This is a genomic window from Streptomyces sp. SYSU D01066-1, from assembly GCF_054956795.1.
This window is the reverse complement of the sequence record NZ_JBUDHV010000001.1, coordinates 71,072-87,064: the sequence shown is the minus strand read 5'-3', so window position 1 is coordinate 87,064 and position 15,993 is coordinate 71,072. Positions and strand designations below refer to the sequence as shown.

Annotated in this window: 16 protein-coding genes; 4 read left to right on the top strand and 12 right to left on the bottom strand. The window is 73.0% G+C overall.

Translation table 11 applies throughout. From position 1 onward, the window contains the following. Positions 1-109: 109 nt before the first annotated feature. Both ACY1JF_RS00430 and ACY1JF_RS00425 read right to left on the bottom strand, forming a co-directional pair. Complete coding sequence (locus ACY1JF_RS00430) at positions 110-2,038, bottom strand: AMP-dependent synthetase/ligase (RefSeq protein WP_462702932.1); 1,929 nt, start codon at positions 2,036-2,038, stop codon at positions 110-112. 349 nt (positions 2,039-2,387) lie between these two features. Next, positions 2,388-3,674 carry an acetyl-CoA C-acetyltransferase gene (locus ACY1JF_RS00425; protein ID WP_462702931.1) on the bottom strand — a complete coding sequence of 429 codons (1,287 nt, stop codon included), beginning with the start codon at positions 3,672-3,674 and terminating at the stop codon, positions 2,388-2,390. 90 nt (positions 3,675-3,764) lie between these two features. Between ACY1JF_RS00425 and ACY1JF_RS00420 the strand changes: the two genes are divergently transcribed. Then, positions 3,765-5,183: a 3-oxoacyl-ACP reductase gene (locus ACY1JF_RS00420; protein ID WP_462702930.1), complete on the top strand. Its 1,419-nt coding sequence runs from the start codon at positions 3,765-3,767 to the stop codon at positions 5,181-5,183. A 1-nt stretch (position 5,184) separates the two neighbouring features. Beyond that, entirely contained in the window at positions 5,185-6,024 is an 840-nt protein-coding gene (locus ACY1JF_RS00415; RefSeq protein ID WP_462702929.1) for a MaoC/PaaZ C-terminal domain-containing protein, read from the top strand. Here ACY1JF_RS00415 and ACY1JF_RS00410 read toward each other — a convergent pair. The 8 genes from ACY1JF_RS00410 to ACY1JF_RS00375 all read right to left on the bottom strand — a co-directional run bounded on the left by ACY1JF_RS00410 (position 6,012) and on the right by ACY1JF_RS00375 (position 12,001). Continuing rightward, on the bottom strand, positions 6,012-6,761 hold the full coding sequence (locus ACY1JF_RS00410) for a TetR/AcrR family transcriptional regulator (RefSeq protein ID WP_462702928.1): 750 nt from the start codon (positions 6,759-6,761) through the stop codon (positions 6,012-6,014). The two genes, ACY1JF_RS00415 and ACY1JF_RS00410, sit on opposite strands and share 13 nt — an antisense overlap. 75 nt (positions 6,762-6,836) lie before the next feature. Then, positions 6,837-8,153, bottom strand: coding sequence for a dicarboxylate/amino acid:cation symporter (locus ACY1JF_RS00405; protein WP_462702927.1), 1,317 nt, complete (start codon positions 8,151-8,153; stop codon positions 6,837-6,839). A 64-nt stretch (positions 8,154-8,217) separates the two neighbouring features. Next, positions 8,218-8,319: a putative leader peptide gene (locus ACY1JF_RS00400; protein WP_462702926.1), complete on the bottom strand. Its 102-nt coding sequence runs from the start codon at positions 8,317-8,319 to the stop codon at positions 8,218-8,220. A 135-nt stretch (positions 8,320-8,454) separates the two neighbouring features. Beyond that, positions 8,455-8,754: a DUF4229 domain-containing protein gene (locus ACY1JF_RS00395; protein ID WP_462702925.1), complete on the bottom strand. Its 300-nt coding sequence runs from the start codon at positions 8,752-8,754 to the stop codon at positions 8,455-8,457. A 115-nt stretch (positions 8,755-8,869) separates the two neighbouring features. After that, entirely contained in the window at positions 8,870-9,394 is a 525-nt protein-coding gene (locus tag ACY1JF_RS00390) for an N-acetyltransferase family protein (protein ID WP_462702924.1), read from the bottom strand. A gap of 171 nt (positions 9,395-9,565) precedes the next feature. Beyond that, the gene (gene mqnE / locus ACY1JF_RS00385; RefSeq protein ID WP_462702923.1) at positions 9,566-10,729 is read right to left on the bottom strand and encodes an aminofutalosine synthase MqnE; all 1,164 of its coding nucleotides are present in this window, start codon (positions 10,727-10,729) and stop codon (positions 9,566-9,568) included. Positions 10,730-10,771: 42 nt separating this feature from the next. Then, a complete protein-coding gene (locus tag ACY1JF_RS00380) occupies positions 10,772-11,227 on the bottom strand; it encodes an Lrp/AsnC family transcriptional regulator (RefSeq protein WP_189423099.1) in 456 nt (151 codons plus the stop codon). A 63-nt stretch (positions 11,228-11,290) separates the two neighbouring features. Then, the gene (locus ACY1JF_RS00375) at positions 11,291-12,001 is read right to left on the bottom strand and encodes a UbiX family flavin prenyltransferase (protein ID WP_462702922.1); all 711 of its coding nucleotides are present in this window, start codon (positions 11,999-12,001) and stop codon (positions 11,291-11,293) included. A gap of 92 nt (positions 12,002-12,093) precedes the next feature. On the opposite strand from ACY1JF_RS00375, the gene ACY1JF_RS00370 reads away from it, so the two are divergent. Next, positions 12,094-12,711: a rhomboid family intramembrane serine protease gene (locus ACY1JF_RS00370; protein ID WP_462702921.1), complete on the top strand. Its 618-nt coding sequence runs from the start codon at positions 12,094-12,096 to the stop codon at positions 12,709-12,711. Positions 12,712-12,926: 215 nt separating this feature from the next. Further along, the gene (locus ACY1JF_RS00365) at positions 12,927-13,202 is read left to right on the top strand and encodes a GntR family transcriptional regulator (protein ID WP_462703175.1); all 276 of its coding nucleotides are present in this window, start codon (positions 12,927-12,929) and stop codon (positions 13,200-13,202) included. 420 nt (positions 13,203-13,622) lie between these two features. On the opposite strand, the gene mqnP is transcribed toward ACY1JF_RS00365, so the two are convergent. Together mqnP and ACY1JF_RS00355 are read right to left on the bottom strand one after the other, a co-directional pair. After that, positions 13,623-14,528 (bottom strand): menaquinone biosynthesis prenyltransferase MqnP, encoded by a 906-nt coding sequence (gene mqnP, locus ACY1JF_RS00360; protein ID WP_462702920.1) that lies wholly within the window; start codon positions 14,526-14,528, stop codon positions 13,623-13,625. After that, the gene (locus ACY1JF_RS00355; protein WP_462702919.1) at positions 14,525-15,976 is read right to left on the bottom strand and encodes a menaquinone biosynthesis decarboxylase; all 1,452 of its coding nucleotides are present in this window, start codon (positions 15,974-15,976) and stop codon (positions 14,525-14,527) included. The genes mqnP and ACY1JF_RS00355 overlap by 4 nt, the downstream gene beginning before the upstream one ends. Positions 15,977-15,993 lie beyond the last annotated feature (17 nt).

The window sequence follows — 15,993 nt, the reverse complement described above, 5'->3', positions numbered from 1 at the left end:
GCTGACCTCCCCGCCACCGATCGTCCGCCGCTGACCTCCCCGCCACCCACCGGCCCCGCCGTCAGCCGGTCCCGCCACCCACCGGCCCCTCCGTCGGCCGGCCCCTCCGTCAGCCGGTCCGGTACAGCCCCTCCACCACGTCCGCGAAGTCCCGCATGATCACGTCGCGGCGGAGTTTCATCGACGGGGTCAGATGGCCCGCGTACTCCGTGAAGTCGTGCGGCAGGACGGCGAAGCGGCGGATGGACTCGGGGCGGGAGACCAGCTTGTTCGCCTCGTCGACCGCCCGCTGGAGGACGGCGCGCAGGTCCTCGTCGTCGACGAGCAGCTCCGGCGGCACCGGGTGCTTGCCGTTCATGCGGCGCCAGTGGGTGACGCCGTCGGGGTCGAGGGTGAGCAGGGCGCTGACGTAGGGGCGGCGGTCGCCCAGGACCAGGCACTGGGAGATCAGGGGGTGGGAGCGCAGCCAGTTCTCCAGCGGGGCCGGGGCCACGCTGGAGCCGCCCGCCGTGATCAGCAGTTCCTTCTTGCGGCCGGTGATGGTCAGGTACCCCTCGTCGTCCAGGGCGCCGAGGTCGCCGGTGGCGAACCAGCCGTCCGGCGCGGCGGGCGCCACACCGCCGGCCGCCGGGTCCCAGTAGCCGTGCAGGACCTGCTCGCCGGAGACGAGGATCTCGCCGTCGGCGGCGATCCGCAGCCGGGTGCCGGGCAGCGGCCGGCCCACCGTGCCCAGGCGCGGCTTGAGCGGCGGGGTCACCGTGGCGGCCGCGGTCGTCTCGGTCAGGCCGTACCCCTCGAAGATCTCGATGCCGGCCCCGGCGTAGAAGGCGGCCAGGCGGCGGCCCAGCGGGGAGCCGCCGCAGATGGCGTGCCGGACCCGGCCGCCCATGGCCGCCCGGATCCTGCGGTACACCAGCGGGTCGTAGAAGGCGCGGGCCGTCCTCAGGACGCGTCCCGGGCCGCCGCCCGTCCCGGCCCGGCGGGCCTCCAGCGCCTCGCCGTAGCGCACCGCCACGGACTCCGCCCGGTCGAAGAGCGTCGCCCGGCCGCCGGACTCGGCCCGGGCGCGGGCGGTGTTGCAGACCTTCTCCAGCATGTACGGGATGGTCAGCAGGCACGTCGGCCGGAACGCCGCCAGGTCCGGCAGCAGCTCGTCCGGTTTCAGGCTGGGGGCGTGGCCGAGGCGGACCCGGGCCCGGACGCAGGCGACGGCGACCATCCGGCCGAAGACGTGGGACATGGGGAGGAAGAGGAGCAGCGAGGGTTCCTCGTCCTCCGCCTTGAACACCGGGTGGAGCAGCTCGATGGCGTTGTCCACCTCGGCGAAGAAGTTGCCGTGGGTGAGCGCGCAGCCCTTGGGGCGGCCGGTGGTGCCGGAGGTGTAGACGAGGGTGGCGACGGTGCCGGGGCCGAGCATGCCGCGGCGGACGCCGATCTCGGCGTCGGGCACCCGGGCGCCCAGCTCCGCGAGCCGCTCCACATGGTCCTTCTCGATGACCCACAGGTGCTTGAGGTCGGGCAGCCGTTCGAGTTCCGGACCGAGGGCGGCGGCCTGGGCGGTCGTCTCGGTGGCCAGGGCGACCGCGCCGGAGTCCTGCAGGATCCGGCGGATCTGGAAGAGGGAGGAGGTCGGGTAGACCGGCACGGTCACCAGCCCGGCGGCCCAGGCGGCGAAGTCGAGGAGGGTCCACTCGTAGGTCGTCCGCGACATCACGGCGATCCGGTCGCCCGGCGCCAGGCCCTCGGCCACCAGGCCCTTGGCCAGCGCCAGCACCTGCGCGGCGAACTCGGCGGCCGTCACGTCGGCCCACCGCCCGTTTGCCGCCCGGCGGCCGAGCACCACCGCGCCGGGGTCCGCGGCCGCGTTGGCGAACGGCAGGTCGGCGAGCGACCCGTGCCGGACCGGCGGGGCGAGCGGCGGTACGTACACCTCCCGCACGACCCCGTCCAGCCGCCGTGTCTCGGGCTCCGCGAGGACGGGTCCGGGGGCGGCGCCGTGGGAGACGGACGCGGCGGAGGGGGGAAGCGGAGTGGACACGGGCGGCTCCTGGGGCGGGCGGCGACGGCTCCGCTCGGCTGCATGACGTACGCGTGCCGGCGTTCCTCGGCGGGACCGGGGACCCGAGGGGGTCGGAGACCCGACAGGGACCGGAAACCCGAAGGGACCGGAGCCCCGACAGGGACCGGAGACCCGACAGGGTCGGGGACCCGACAGGGTCGGGGACCGGTGGGACCCGGTGGACCGGCGAGGTGGCGGCCTCGCCGGTCGGCTCGGGGATCCTACGGGGCCCGCGTGGGGAGTCGGTGCGGGTTCCGGGGCGGTCCGGGGCCGGGGTTGTGCAGCCTGCGGAGTCACCGGCAAGCGGCGCCGCCCGGAGCGGGGCGGCTCAGGCGCGTTCCAGGACGGCCGTCACGCCCTGCCCGCCCGCCGCGCACACCGAGATCAGCCCCCGGCCCGGCCCCTCCCGTTCGGCCAGCAGTTTCGCCAGGGTGGCCACGATCCGGGCGCCGGTCGCCGCGAAGGGGTGACCGGTGGCGAGCGAGGAGCCCGCCACGTTGAGGCGGGCCCGGTCCACGGGGGCCAGGCCCCGCTTCTCCCAGGCCGCCAGCGTGGCCAGCACCTGGGAGGCGAACGCCTCGTGGATCTCGATCAGGTCGAAGTCCTCGATGCCGTACCCGGTCCGCTCCAGCATCCGCGGCACCGCGTACGCCGGGGCCATCAGCAGCCCGTCCTCGCCGCCCCTCACGTCCCCGGCGGCGAAGTCGACGGCCGCCGTCTCGTACGCGGTCAGGTACGCCAGCGGTGCCAGCCCGCGCTCGGCCGCCCACTCCTCGCTCGCCAGCAGCACGGTCGCCGCGCCGTCCGTCAGGGGCGTGGAGTTGCCCGCCGTCATGGTCGGCGCGGGCCCGTCCGTGCCGAACACCGGCCTGAGCGCGGCCAGTTTCTCCGGCGTCGAGTCCGGCCGCAGGTTCTGGTCGCGGGACAGCCCCCGGAACGGGACCACCAGGTCCTCGAAGAAGCCCCGTCCGTACGCCGCCGCCAGCCGCTGGTGGCTGGTGGCCGCCAGTTCGTCCTGGGCCTCGCGGGTGATGCCCCAGGCCCGTGCGGTGACCGCCGCGTGCTCCCCCATCGACAGGCCGGTGCGCGGCTCGGCGTTGCGCGGGACGTCCGGGACGAGGTGTCCGGGGCGCACCTGGGCGAGGGCCTTCAGCCGGGCGCCCGTCGACTTCGCCCGCCGGGCCTCCAGCAGGATGCGCCGGAGCCGGTCGTTGACGCCCAGCGGCGCGTCGCTCGCGGTGTCCGCGCCGCCCGCCACCGCCGACTCGGTCTGCCCGAGGGCGATCTTGTTGGCGGCGGCGACGACCGCCTGGAGTCCGGTGCCGCACGCCTGCTGGACGTCGTAGGCGGGGGTACGGGGGTCGAGCACCGAGCCGAGGACCGTCTCGCGGGCGAGGTTGAAGTCGCGGCTGTGCTTGAGGACCGCCCCGGCGACGAACTCGCCCACCGCGCCGGGCCCCCGCAGCCCGTACCGCTCGGCCAGTCCGTCCAGGGCGGCGGTCAGCATCTCCTGGTTGGAGGCGGTGGCGTACGGGCCGTCCGAACGGGCGAACGGGATGCGCGTACCGCCGACGACCGCGACCCGGCGGGCCTTCGGGGGTTCAAGGGGACTCATCCGGACCCTGCTCCTCATCCACGCGACGACACCTGCTTACCTCCGGTAACCTTACTCCAGGGTAAGCAGACCGGACGCTGGGAGTCACGCATGGCCGACCGCTATCTGAGCTTCACCGGCACCGCGCCGGGCCGTTTCCTGACCCGGCGGCTCGGCCTGCCGCAGCCGGCGCCGCTGCGCCGCTGGTCGCCGGAGCGCCCGGCGCTGGAGGGCGGGGTCCTGCTGCTGACGGCCGGGAAGTCGGACCTGGACCTGACCTTCCTGCGCACCGCGCCCCCGGACCACCCCGCCGCCACCGCCCCGGCCACCACCACGCCCCCGGACCACCCGGCCACCACCACCCCGGACACCACCACACCCCCGAACCCCACCACCGCCACCCCGAACCCCACCACCGCCACCCCGGACACCACCGCCGCCGTCGTCCTGGACGCCACCGGGGTCCGGGACGTGGCGACGCTCGCCGAGGTGCACGCGGCCCTGCACCCGGTCGTGCGGTCGGTCGCGGCGGGCGGGCGCGTCCTCGTGCTCGGCTCCCCGCCCGACGACGGCGACCACCACCGGGCCGCCGCCCAGCAGGCGCTGGAGGGCTTCACCCGCTCGCTCGGCAAGGAGATCGGCCGGGGCAGGACCGTCAACCTGATCCGGCTCACCGACGCCCGCGCCGCCGAGTCCACGCTCCGCTTCCTGCTCTCCCCCAAGTCGGCCTACGTCAGCGGCCAGGTCGTCACCGTCGGCCCCGCCGACGGCCCGGTCCCCGTGCCGGACGATCCCGCCCGCCCGCTCGCCGGGCGCACCGCCCTGGTCACCGGCGGCGCGCGCGGCATCGGCGAGGCGGTCGCCGAGACCCTCGCCCGGGACGGCGCCCACGTCGTCGTACTGGACGTCCCCGCGGCCGAGGCGGACGCCCGGCGCGTCGCCGAACGGCTCGGCGGCACCGCCCTCGCCCTCGACGTCACGGCCGCCGACGCGGGCGGGCGGATCGCGGCGGCGGTCCCCGACGGGCTGGACGTCCTCGTCCACAACGCGGGCGTCACCCGGGACCGGCGACTGGCCAACATGTCCGCCGACCGCTGGAGTTCCGTCCTCGACGTCAACCTCGCGAGCGTGCTGCGCACCACGGACGCGCTGCTGTCCGCCGGGGCGCTGCGGACCGGCGGCCGGATCGTGGCGACGGCGTCCATCGCGGGGCTCGCCGGGAACGCCGGCCAGACCAACTACGCGGCGAGCAAGGCCGGGATCGTCGGCCTGGTCCGCGCCCTCGCGCCCCGCGCGCGGGCCGAGCACGGGGTGACGGTGAACGCGGTCGCGCCGGGCTTCATCGAGACGAGGATGACGGCGGCGGTCCCGCTGTTCATCCGCGAGGCGGGCCGCCGCATGAACTCCCTCGCCCAGGGCGGCCTGCCCGTCGACGTCGCCGAGACCACCGCCTGGCTGGCGCACCCGGCCTCGGCAGCGGTCAACGGCCAGGTCGTACGGGTCTGCGGCCAGAGCCTGCTGGGGGCCTGAGGTGACCAGTACCCTGCCGACCGCCCCCGCCCTGCCCCCGCTGCTGGCCCGGGGCGCCCTGCTCTCCCCCTTCAAACGCCCCCGCCCGGACGCCGGCTTCCCGCGCGCCCGGCTGCTGCTGCCCCGGCTGCGCGCCGACCTGACCCGGCTGACGGCGTACGAGCGGATCTGCGGCTTCCCCACCGGGGAGGTCACCCTGCCGGTGACGTACCCGCACGTCATGGGGTTCCCGCTGGCCATGCGGCTGATGAGCGCCCGGGACTTCCCGCTGCCGCTGCTCGGCCTGGTCCACACGTCGATCGACATCACCCGGCGGGCACCGCTGCCGGCCGACGCGGAGTACGCGGTCGCCGTGCGCGTCGCCGGGCTGGCACCGCACCGGCGGGGCACCGAGGCGACGGTGGTCACCGAAGTGCGGGTCCGCGGCGACGTCGTGTGGGAGTCGGCCAGTACGTACCTGGCCCGGCACCGGACGGACGCGGCGGCCCCCGAAGCCCCCCGCGAGGAGCGCGCGCCGCTCCCCGTCCGGGCCACCTGGCACCCGGCCGGGAACACCGGCCGCCGCTACGCCGCCGCGTCCGGCGACCACAACCCGATCCACCTGCACCCGCTCGCCGCCCGCCTGTTCGGCTTCCCGCGGGCCATCGCGCACGGCATGTGGACCGTCGCCCGCTGCCTGGCGGAGCACGGCACGCCGGACGCGGTCAGGGTGCGGGCGCGGTTCCGGGCACCGGTGCCGCTGCCGGGGACGGTGGTGTACGGGGCGGAGGGCGGCCGGTTCGAGCTGCGCGGGCCGGGTGACCGGCGGGTCCATCTGACGGGGAGCGTCTACCCGGCCTGAGCGGCCGGCGCCCCCTCGTACTCGCCCTCGTGCTCGCTCCCGTCCTCACCGGCGCCGTCGGCGTCACCGGCGTCGTCGGGCGCGGTCCACGGCCGGTCCGCCATCAGGTCGCCGAGCCCGGCCCAGGCGAAGTTCATCAGGGTCGCCGCCGCCTGCCTGGCGGTGACGCCCTCGGTGGCGCCCGCCCAGTCGGCGAGCGACTCGGCGGCGCCGACCAGCGCCTCGGCCAGTCCCGCGACCTCGTGTCCGGGCAGGTCGGGGTCGCGGTGCGCCTCGCGGGCCGCCGCCGCGATCAGCTCCGTCACGAACGCCACGATCTCCGCCCGCGCCGCGGCGACCTCGGCGGCGAACGGGGCGCCGTGCGTGCGGGCCTGCAGGTGCAGCACCGCCCAGCCGTCCGGGTTGCGGGCGGTGTGGTCGAAGAACGCCCGCAGTCCGGACCAGAGCTGGCCGTCGGCGGGCAGCTCGCGGCGCACCCCGGCCCGCACCGCCGCGGTCAGCGCCCCCGCCTCGCGGCGGACGCAGGCGGTGAAGAGGTCTTCCTTGGAGTTGAGGTACAGGTACACCAGCGGCTTGGAGACGCCCGCCAGCTCGGCGATCTCGTCCATCGACGCGGCCCGGTACCCGCGCCGCCCGAAGGTGCGCACGGCGGCGTCCAGCATCTGCCGCTCCCGGACGGCCCGCGGCATCCGCTTGGTTCTCCCGGCGCCCGCGCCCGCGCCCTCACCCGCACCCATACCCATCAGCGTACGGCCCGGGCGGGATGCTCCCGCCCGGGCCGTGTGTCCGATGCGCTCCGGTCCGCCGTACGCCTACGCGGCGGCCGGCACCTGCTCCGGCTCGCGGTCCCGTACGGGCTCCGGCTCGTCGATCGGGGAGCTGTGCGCCCTGTCGTACGCCTCGCGGTCGAGCAGGCCCTCGCGGGCCGAGACGATGACCGGGACCAGCGCCTGCCCGGCCACGTTGGTGGCCGTACGCATCATGTCCAGGATCGGGTCGATGGCGAGCAGCAGGCCGACGCCCTCCATGGGCAGGCCCAGCGTGGAGAGGGTCAGGGTCAGCATGACCGTCGCGCCGGTCAGACCGGCGGTGGCGGCGGAGCCGACCACCGAGACGAAGGCGATCAGCAGGTAGTCACCGACGCCGAGCTGGATGTCGAAGATCTGCGCGACGAAGATCGCGGCGATCGCCGGGTAGATCGCGGCGCAGCCGTCCATCTTCGTCGTCGCGCCGAACGGCACCGCGAAGGACGCGTACTCCTTCGGCACGCCGAGCCGCTCGGTGACCTTCTGCGTCAGCGGCATGGTGCCGACCGAGGAGCGGGAGACGAAGGCCAGCTGGATCGCGGGCCAGGCGCCCTTGAAGAACTGCAGCGGGTTGGCCTTGGCGACGCCCGCGATCAGCGCCGGGTAGACCACGAAGAGGACGATCGCGCAGCCGACGTAGATGTCGGCGGTGAAGGTCGCGTACTTGCCGATCAGGTCCCAGCCGTAGGTGGCGATCGCGTTGCCGATCAGGCCGACGGTGCCCAGCGGGGCGAGGCGGATGACCCACCACAGGGCCTTCTGGAGGAGTTCGAGGACGGACTCGCTCAGGGTGAGGATCGGCTTGGCCTTGTCGCCGAGCTGGAGGGCGGCGACGCCGGCGACGGCGGCCATGAAGACGATCTGGAGCACGTTCAGCTCGGTGAACGGGGTGATCACGTCGGTCGGCACGATGCCGGTGAGGAAGTCCAGCCAGGAACCGGTGTGCTCGGGCTTCGCCCCGTCCTGGGGGGTGAGGCCGGTGCCGGCGCCGGGGTTGGTGACCAGGCCGATGACGAGGCCGATGGCCACCGCGATCAACGACGTGATCATGAACCACAGGAGGGTGCGGGTCGCCAGGCGGGCCGCGTTGTTGACCTTCCTGAGGTTGGTGATCGAGACCAGGATCGCGAAGAAGACCAGCGGGGCGACGGCCAGCTTCAGCAGGCCGATGAAGATGGAGCCGACCTTCTCCAGGGTCGTGACCAGCCAGGAGACGTCCTGGCTCCGGGCGAGCCAGCCGAGCAGCACGCCCAGGACGAGGCCGGCGATTATCTGGGCCCAGAAGGGCACCTTGAAGGACTGCGTGCGTGAGGACACGGACATGCTCCGTTGAAGGGGGGACGGGACGCGCTGAGCCGACGTCACGGAAAGGGGGAAGCGGGGGACGTCAGGGGCGACAGCTTGCGGACGCGCACCGGCAGAGGTCCACGTGCAGCCGCGCCACGAGCGGAACGCTCACGGGCAGAGGGGACACGGCTGCAGACTTCATGCGTCGACTTTAACACCAATGCTTTGAGACGCCCATAGCCTGACTTTGAGAGGTTCCCGGCTGTCTTCCCCCGCACAACGCAAAGCGCCCCGGCGATCACCGGGGCGCTGACGCGGCGGGCGGGCCCGGCCGCCGCTACGAGGTCTGTCCCTGCGCGCGGGGGGCGTCGTCGACGCCGTCCTCCTGGCTGCGGTTGGCCTCCAGGCCGGCCTTCATCCGTTCCACCCTGGTCACCACCTGGGCGGAGGCCCGGTCGCGCTCCCCGCGCAGCACCACGAAGCTGATCGGGGCCGAGATCACCAGGGAGAGCAGCACGATCCACATGCCGTTGGAGTCACCGAGGCCGCTCGGGAAGACCCCGGCGTAGACGAGGCCCCAGACGACCACGAGGCAGCCCACGAAGATCCCGAGGCGCATCAGCGTGTAGCGGAGCATCTCAATCCACACTTCCGTTTCCGGCACAAAGGGGCACCGCCCAGTGAAGCACGCCGGAGCGCCCGCGCGGCAGCGGGGGTACGGGCCTCACCCCAGCGGCAGCGGGGGTGGGGCGTCACCCCAGCGGCAGCAGCATGGTCACGTCGTCGCGGTCGTCGCCGGGGGCCACGCGGATCGCGCCGGGGACGCGGCCGACCTCCTTGTAGCCGCAGGAGGCGTAGAACCGCTCCAGGCCGAGGCCGCCCCGGCAGGTCAGGCGTATCGCCTCGATGCCGTCGTGGGAGCGGGCCGCGTCGGCGGCGGCGGCCAGCAGGTCACGGCCGTACCCCTGGCCCTGGTGGCGGGGGTGCACCATCACGGTGTAGAGCCACAGCCAGTGGGTCATCAGCCGGTGGGTGTTGCGGGTGAGGAACGCGGTGGCGGCCACCCGCCCCTCCTCGTCGTGCCCGACCAGCAGCCGGGTGCGGCCCTCCGCCATGGCCACCAGGTGCTTGACCAGCTCGGGGCGGACCGTCTCCCGGGTCACCGGCGGCACGAAGCCGACGGAGCCGCCCGCGTTGGACACGTCCGTCCACAGGTCGAGGACGCCGTCACGCAGGTCGGCGGTGACGGCCGGGTCGAGAGTGAAAGTAAGAGGCACGACGCAATGGTAACTATTACCCCAGCGTGTCTTCGCTCTGCCGGTCCTGAGGCCCCCGGGCACAGCTCCGCGCCCCTTGAGGGACGTGCGCGGGACGTACCTCAAGGGGCGCGGGGAACCGCGCGACCGGCCACGGACCACCCGCGCCCGGCGACGAGAGCGCGACGGACGTCAGACCCGCATCGGCTGCGGCGTGTCCCGGCGGGCCGGGTCGGGGCCGTCGAACTCCCGGATGATCTCGTACCGCGTGTTCCGCTCCACCGGCCGGAACCCGGCGTCCCGGATCAGGTCGAGCAGGTCGTCGCGGGTCAGCTTGCTCGGCGTGCCGTAGTTGTCCGCGTCGTGGGTGATCTTGTACTCGACCACGGACCCGTCCATGTCGTCGGCCCCGTGCTGCAGGGCGAGCTGCGCGGTCTGCACGCCGTGCATCACCCAGAAGACCTTCAGGTGCGGCACGTTGTCGAACAGCAGCCGGGAGACGGCGAAGGTCTTCAGCGCCTCGGCCCCCGTCGCCATCCGCGTCCGGGCCTGGAGCCGGTTGCGCACCTTCCCGTCCTTCATGTCCACGAAGTCGTGCTGGTAGCGCAGCGGGATGAAGACCTGGAAGCCGCCCGTCTCGTCCTGCAGCTCGCGCAGCCGCAGCACGTGGTCCACGCGGTGGCGCGGCTCCTCGATGTGGCCGTAGAGCATGGTGCACGGGGTCTTCAGCCCCTTCTCGTGCGCCAGCCGGTGGATGCGGGACCAGTCCTCCCAGTGAGTGCGGTGGTCCACGATGTGCTGCCGCACCTCCCAGTCGAAGATCTCGGCGCCGCCGCCGGTCAGGGACTCCAGCCCCGCGTCGATCAGCTCGTCGAGGATGTCGGAGGCCGACATGCCGGAGATGGTCTCGAAGTGGTGGATCTCGGTGGCGGTGAACGCCTTCAGCGACACGTCCGGCAGCGCGGCCTTCAGCTCGCGCAGCGACCGCGGGTAGTACCGCCACGGCAGGTTGGGGTGCAGCCCGTTGACGATGTGCAGCTCGGTGAGGTTCTCGCTCTCCATCTCCTTGGCGAGCCTCACCGCCTCCTCGATGCGCATCGTGTACGCGTCCTTCTCCCCCGGCTTGCGCTGGAAGGAGCAGTAGGCGCAGGACGCCGTGCACACGTTGGTCATGTTGAGGTGGCGGTTGACGTTGAAGTGGACGACGTCGCCGTTCTTCCGCGTCCGCACCTCGTGCGCGAGGCCGCCGAGCCAGGCCAGGTCGTCCGACTCGTACAGCGCGATGCCGTCCTCGCGGGTCAGCCGCTCACCGGAGCGGACCTTCTCCTCCAGCTCGCGCTTGAGCCCGACGTCCATACCCACACCTTTCTCCGACGACTCGACCAACCGTACGCCTGCCTAGACCTCGTCCGGCAGCTCGCCCACCCTGTTCTCCCACTTGGTGGAGAGCACGACGGTGGTACGGGTCCGGGAGACGCCCTTGGTCCCCGACAGCCGGCGGATGATCCGCTCCAGGCCGTCCACGTCGGTCGCGCGCACCTTGAGCATGTAGGAGTCGTCGCCGGCGATGAACCAGCAGTCCTCGATCTCCCGCAGCTCCTTCAGCCGCTGGGCCACGTCCTCGTGGTCGGCGGCGTCGGAGAGCGAGATGCCGATCAGGGCGACGGCACCGAGGCCGAGCGAGGCGGCGTCCACCGTGGCCCGGTAGCCGGTGATGACACCGGCCGCCTCCAGGCGGTTGATGCGGTCGGTGACGCTGGGTCCCGACAGACCGACGAGGCGCCCCAGCTCGGCGTAGGAGGCCCGGCCGTTCTCCCGCAGGGCCTGGATGAGCTGCCTGTCCACCGCGTCCATGGATCGAAGCCTTCCGATATGTGATTCGAGGAGTTCTGGCTTGTGGGGGGTGAGGGTGGGGCCTCAGAGGACGGCGCTGGACCCGGAACCGGTTCCGGCCCCGGACCCGCCGCCGAGTTCGCCCGCCCAGCGGCGGTAGAGCCGGTGCGGTACGCCGGCCGCGTCCAGGACCCGGCCGGCGACGAAGTCCACCAGGTCCTGGATGTGGGTGGCGCCCGCGTAGAAGGCGGGCGAGGCGGGCACCACGGCGGCGCCCGCGTCGTCCAGGGCCACCAGGTGGCGGAGGGTCTGCCCGTTCAGCGGGGTCTCGCGTACGGCCACGACCAGCGGGCGCCCTTCCTTCAGGGTGACGCTGGCCGCCCGCTGCAACAGGTCCTTCGACAGCCCGAGCGCGACCCCGGCGACGCACGCCGTCGACGCGGGCACGACGAGCATGCCCTTGGCCGGGTACGAGCCGGAGGACGGCCCGGCGGCCAGGTCCCCCGCGTTCCAGTACCGCACCGCGTCGAGGTCGACGGCGAAGGCGCCGGGCTTGCCGTCGGCACCGCGCGCCAGCCATTCCCGCAGGTCGTCACGCCAGTGGGCGTCCCGGAAGGAGATCCCGGTCTCGTCGAGCAGGGTGAGCCGCGAGGCCCGGCTGACCACCAGGTCGACGCTCTCGCCGGCGGCGAGCAGAGCACGCAGCACGGAGGCGGCATACGGGGTGCCGGAGGCGCCTGACACCCCTACGATCCAAGGCGTACGCGCCGTCTCTCCTGGCTTGGCTGGGTTCACGGGACCGAGCCTATCGGCAGCCGTGGAACGGGAACCGGCCAAGGGGGTCCGGGCGTTGTCCGGAGGAGATGTGCGAGTGGGCGGGGACCGGCATGACGGGCAGGGCATCGGGGACGCGCAGGGCGTACTGTTCACCGGGCGGCCGGGCGAAGGCCGCGGCCGGGCTGATGGCGGCCTGGGTCGCGCTGCTGTGGCTCCTGGAGCTGGCCGACGTGGCGAGCGGTCACACCCTGGACCGCTTCGGCATCGTGCCGCGCACCCCGTCGGAGCTGGCGGACGTCGTCCCGGCGTCCTTCGTCCACTTCGGCTTCGCCCACGTCGCCGCCAACAGCGTGCCGCTGCTGGTCCTCGGCTTCCTCGCCGCACTGGGCGGGATACGCCGGTTCCTCGCGGTCTGCGCGGCCGTCGTGGTGGCGGACGGGCTGGGCGTCTGGCTGGTCTCCCCGCCGGACACCAACACGGCCGGCGCCTCCGGCCTGATCTTCGGCCTCTTCGGCTTCCTGCTGGTCAGCGGTTTCGTCGAGCGCCGCCCGCTGGGCGTCCTGGCCGGGGTCCTGGTGGCCGCGGTCTGGGGCGGCTCCCTGCTCGCGGGCCTCTCCCCCACCCAGTCCGGCGTCAGCTGGCAGGGCCACCTGATCGGCCTGGCGGCGGGCGTCGCGGCGGCGTTCGCCTTCCGGCGCCGGGGCCGGACACGGACACCGGCGGCCTGACGGGTCAGCGGCGCGGTGCGGCGGGGTCCACGGGAAGGCGGTCGGTGGGGATCTTCAGGGTGCCGAGGGGGGAGTCGACGGTCAGTGCCGCACCCCGGGGCGGTTGCAGCCGTCGCCGGAGTTTCTTGCGCCCACCGTAGCGATGCCTTCTACAGAATTCTAAGAAGAACTAGAGATCGAAGACCGTAGGATACTAGGGACACTATGGGCCGGTGATGGAGTTCGAGCCCGATATCCCCCGCTGGCGGCAGGTCGCCGCCGTCATCCGCGACCGCGTCGAAGACGGCACCTACCCACCGCGCGGGCGCGTCCCCTCGGTGCGGCAGCTCGTGGAGGAGTTCGGCGTCGCGACAGCGACCGCGGCGAAGGTGAACGTGGGCCTGAAGAAGGAGGGCCTCGTCTACACCGAGATCGGCATGGGCTCCTTCGTCTCCCCTGACGCCCCGGACATCCTGCGCAAGGCGCGCGCGGCCGCCGAAGCGTCGGACTGAACGACGCCCAGGCGTGCGGGGCGGGCAGCCGGGGCCAGGTACTCCGCGCGGAATGGAGGACGAAAGCCCGCCGAGTGTCACCGGTCCGCTCAAGTGAGCAGCTTGGTGACACTCGGGCGGAAGCTGTAGTCGGTTTTCGCCTCACCCTGTCACCACGCGGCCCCAGCGGGCCGAGTTACCCTCGGCCCGCTCAGACGAGCGGGCCAATGACACTTCCCGCGCCAGTGCGCACGACGCTGGGAACAGGGGTCTGGGGACAGGGGTCTGGGGTGGCGGCGCCGCTCCACGTGAGGGGGAGGGCGTCCTGCCGGAGCCGTCGCGCCCCGGCGAGGAGCGTCCACCCGGCGTGGGAGCCGTCAGGGCGCGCTGAACCGCGCGCCGCGCCCCGCTCCCACCGCGAAACGGCCTGACGGACGACCGCTACGGAGTCAGCCCCCGCACCAGCAGATCCAGCAGCGCGCACACGAACAGGGCGATGCCGATGAAGCCGTTGACGCTGAAGAAGGCGCGGTTGAGGCGGGAGAGGTCGTTCGGGCGCACGATGGTGTGCTCGTAGACGAACGCGCCCGCGACGATCAGCAGGCCGAGCCAGAAGAACGCGCCGGCGCCGGTGGCGAGGGCGTACCAGACGAACAGGGCCGTCGTCACGGTGTGGCAGCCCCGCGCGCCCCAGATCGCGGCCGGTATGCCGAACCGGGCCGGGACCGAGCGGACACCGACCTCGCGGTCGGTCTCCACGTCCTGGCAGGCGTAGATCAGGTCGAAGCCGCCGATCCAGACGCCGACCGCGAGGCCGAGGATCACCGCGTCCCAGGACCACTCGCCGGTGATGGCGAGCCAGCCGCCGATGGGGCCCATCGCCTGGGCGAGACCGAGGATGGCCTGCGGGAAGTCGGTGAACCGCTTGCCGTACGGGTAGACCACCATCGGGATCACCGCGACGGGCGCGAGGGCGAGGCAGAGCGGGTTGAGCAGGGCCGCCGAGCCAAGGAAGACGACGACCGCGACGATCGCGCCGGTCCAGGCGTGCTTGACCGACATCGCGCCGGTGACCAGTTCGCGGTGGGCGGTGCGCGGGTTGCGGGCGTCGATCTCGCGGTCGATGATCCGGTTGACGGCCATCGCGAAGGTGCGCAGGCCCACCATGCAGACGGTCACCAGCAGCAGCCGGCCCCAGTGGATGTTGCCGTCCAGCTCGTACATGGCCGTCAGGGCGGCGATGTAGGCGAAGGGCAGCGCGAAGACCGAGTGCTCGATCATCACCAGGCGCAAGAACGCCTTCGTGCGCCCGGGCTGCCGGGGCAGCGCGGCGGAAGCCGACGTCACAGTCCGTACTCCTTCCAGCGGCGGTCGACCTTCGCCGCCGTCTCCGGGTCGGACAGCACCATGTCCGGCCAGCCCCCGTCGCGCGTGTACCCCTCCTCGGGCAGCTTGCGCGTCGCGTCGATGCCCGCCTTGCCGCCCCAGAACTGCTGGTAGGAGGCGTGGTCGAGATGGTCCACGGGACCCTCGACGACGGTCAGGTCACGGGCGTAGTCCGTGTTGCCGAGCGCCCGCCAGGCGACCTCGTGCAGGTCGTGGACGTCGCAGTCGGAGTCGACGACCACGATCAGCTTGGTCAGCGACATCATGTGCGCGCCCCAGATGGCGTGCATCACCTTCTGGGCGTGTTTGGGGTACTTCTTGTCGATGGACACGATCGCACAGTTGTGGAAGCCGCCCGCCTCCGGGAGGTGGTAGTCCACGATGTCCGGCACGATGATCTTGAGGAGGGGGAGGAAGAAGCGTTCCGTGGCCCGGCCCAGCGGCCCGTCCTCCGTCGGGGGGCGGCCGACGACGATCGACTGGAGCAGCGGACGCTTGCGCATCGTCACGCAGTCGATGGTCAGGGCGGGGAAGGGCTCCTGCGGGGTGTAGAAGCCGGTGTGGTCGCCGAAGGGGCCCTCGGGGAGCATCTCGCCGGGCTCCAGCCAGCCCTCCAGTACCACTTCGGCGTTGGCGGGGACCTGGAGCGGGACCGTCTTGCAGTCGACCATCTCGATCCGCTTGCCCTGCAGGAACCCGGCGAACAGGTACTCGTCGATGTCCCCGGGGAGCGGGGCGGTCGAGGCGTACGTCACGGCGGGCGGACAGCCGAAGGCGATGGCGACCGGCAGCCGCTCGCCGCGCCGGGCCGCCACCTGGTAGTGGTTCCGGCTGTCCTTGTGGATCTGCCAGTGCATGCCGATGGTGCGCTTGTCGTGGCGCTGGAGGCGGTAGAGGCCGAGGTTGCGGACGCCGGTCTCGGGGTCCTTGGTGTGGGTGAGGCCCAGGTTGAAGAAGGAGCCGCCGTCCTTGGGCCAGGTGAAGAGCGCGGGGAGGCGGTCGAGGTCGACGTCGTCGCCGGTGAGCACGGTCTCCTGGACCGGGGCGTCCTTGACCTTCTTCGGCGGTAGGTGCGTCATCGCGCCGAGCTTGCCGAACGCCTCGCGCACCCCGACGAACCCGTGCGGCAGCTCGGGCTTCAGCAGCCCGCCGATCTTGCCGGAGATCTCCCCGTACGACTTCAGGCCGAGCGCCTTCAGCAGGCGGCGGTCGGTGCCGAACACGTTCATCGCCAACGGCATGTCGGAGCCCTTGACGTTCTCGAACAGCAGCGCGGGACCACCGGCCTTGTTCACCCGGTCGACGATCTCCCCGACCTCCAGATACGGGTCGACCTCGGCCTTGACACGCTTGAGGTCGCCCTCGCGTTCCAGTGCCCTGAGCAGGGAGCGAAGATCGTCGTAAGCCATGCCGTCCAGTATCCCCG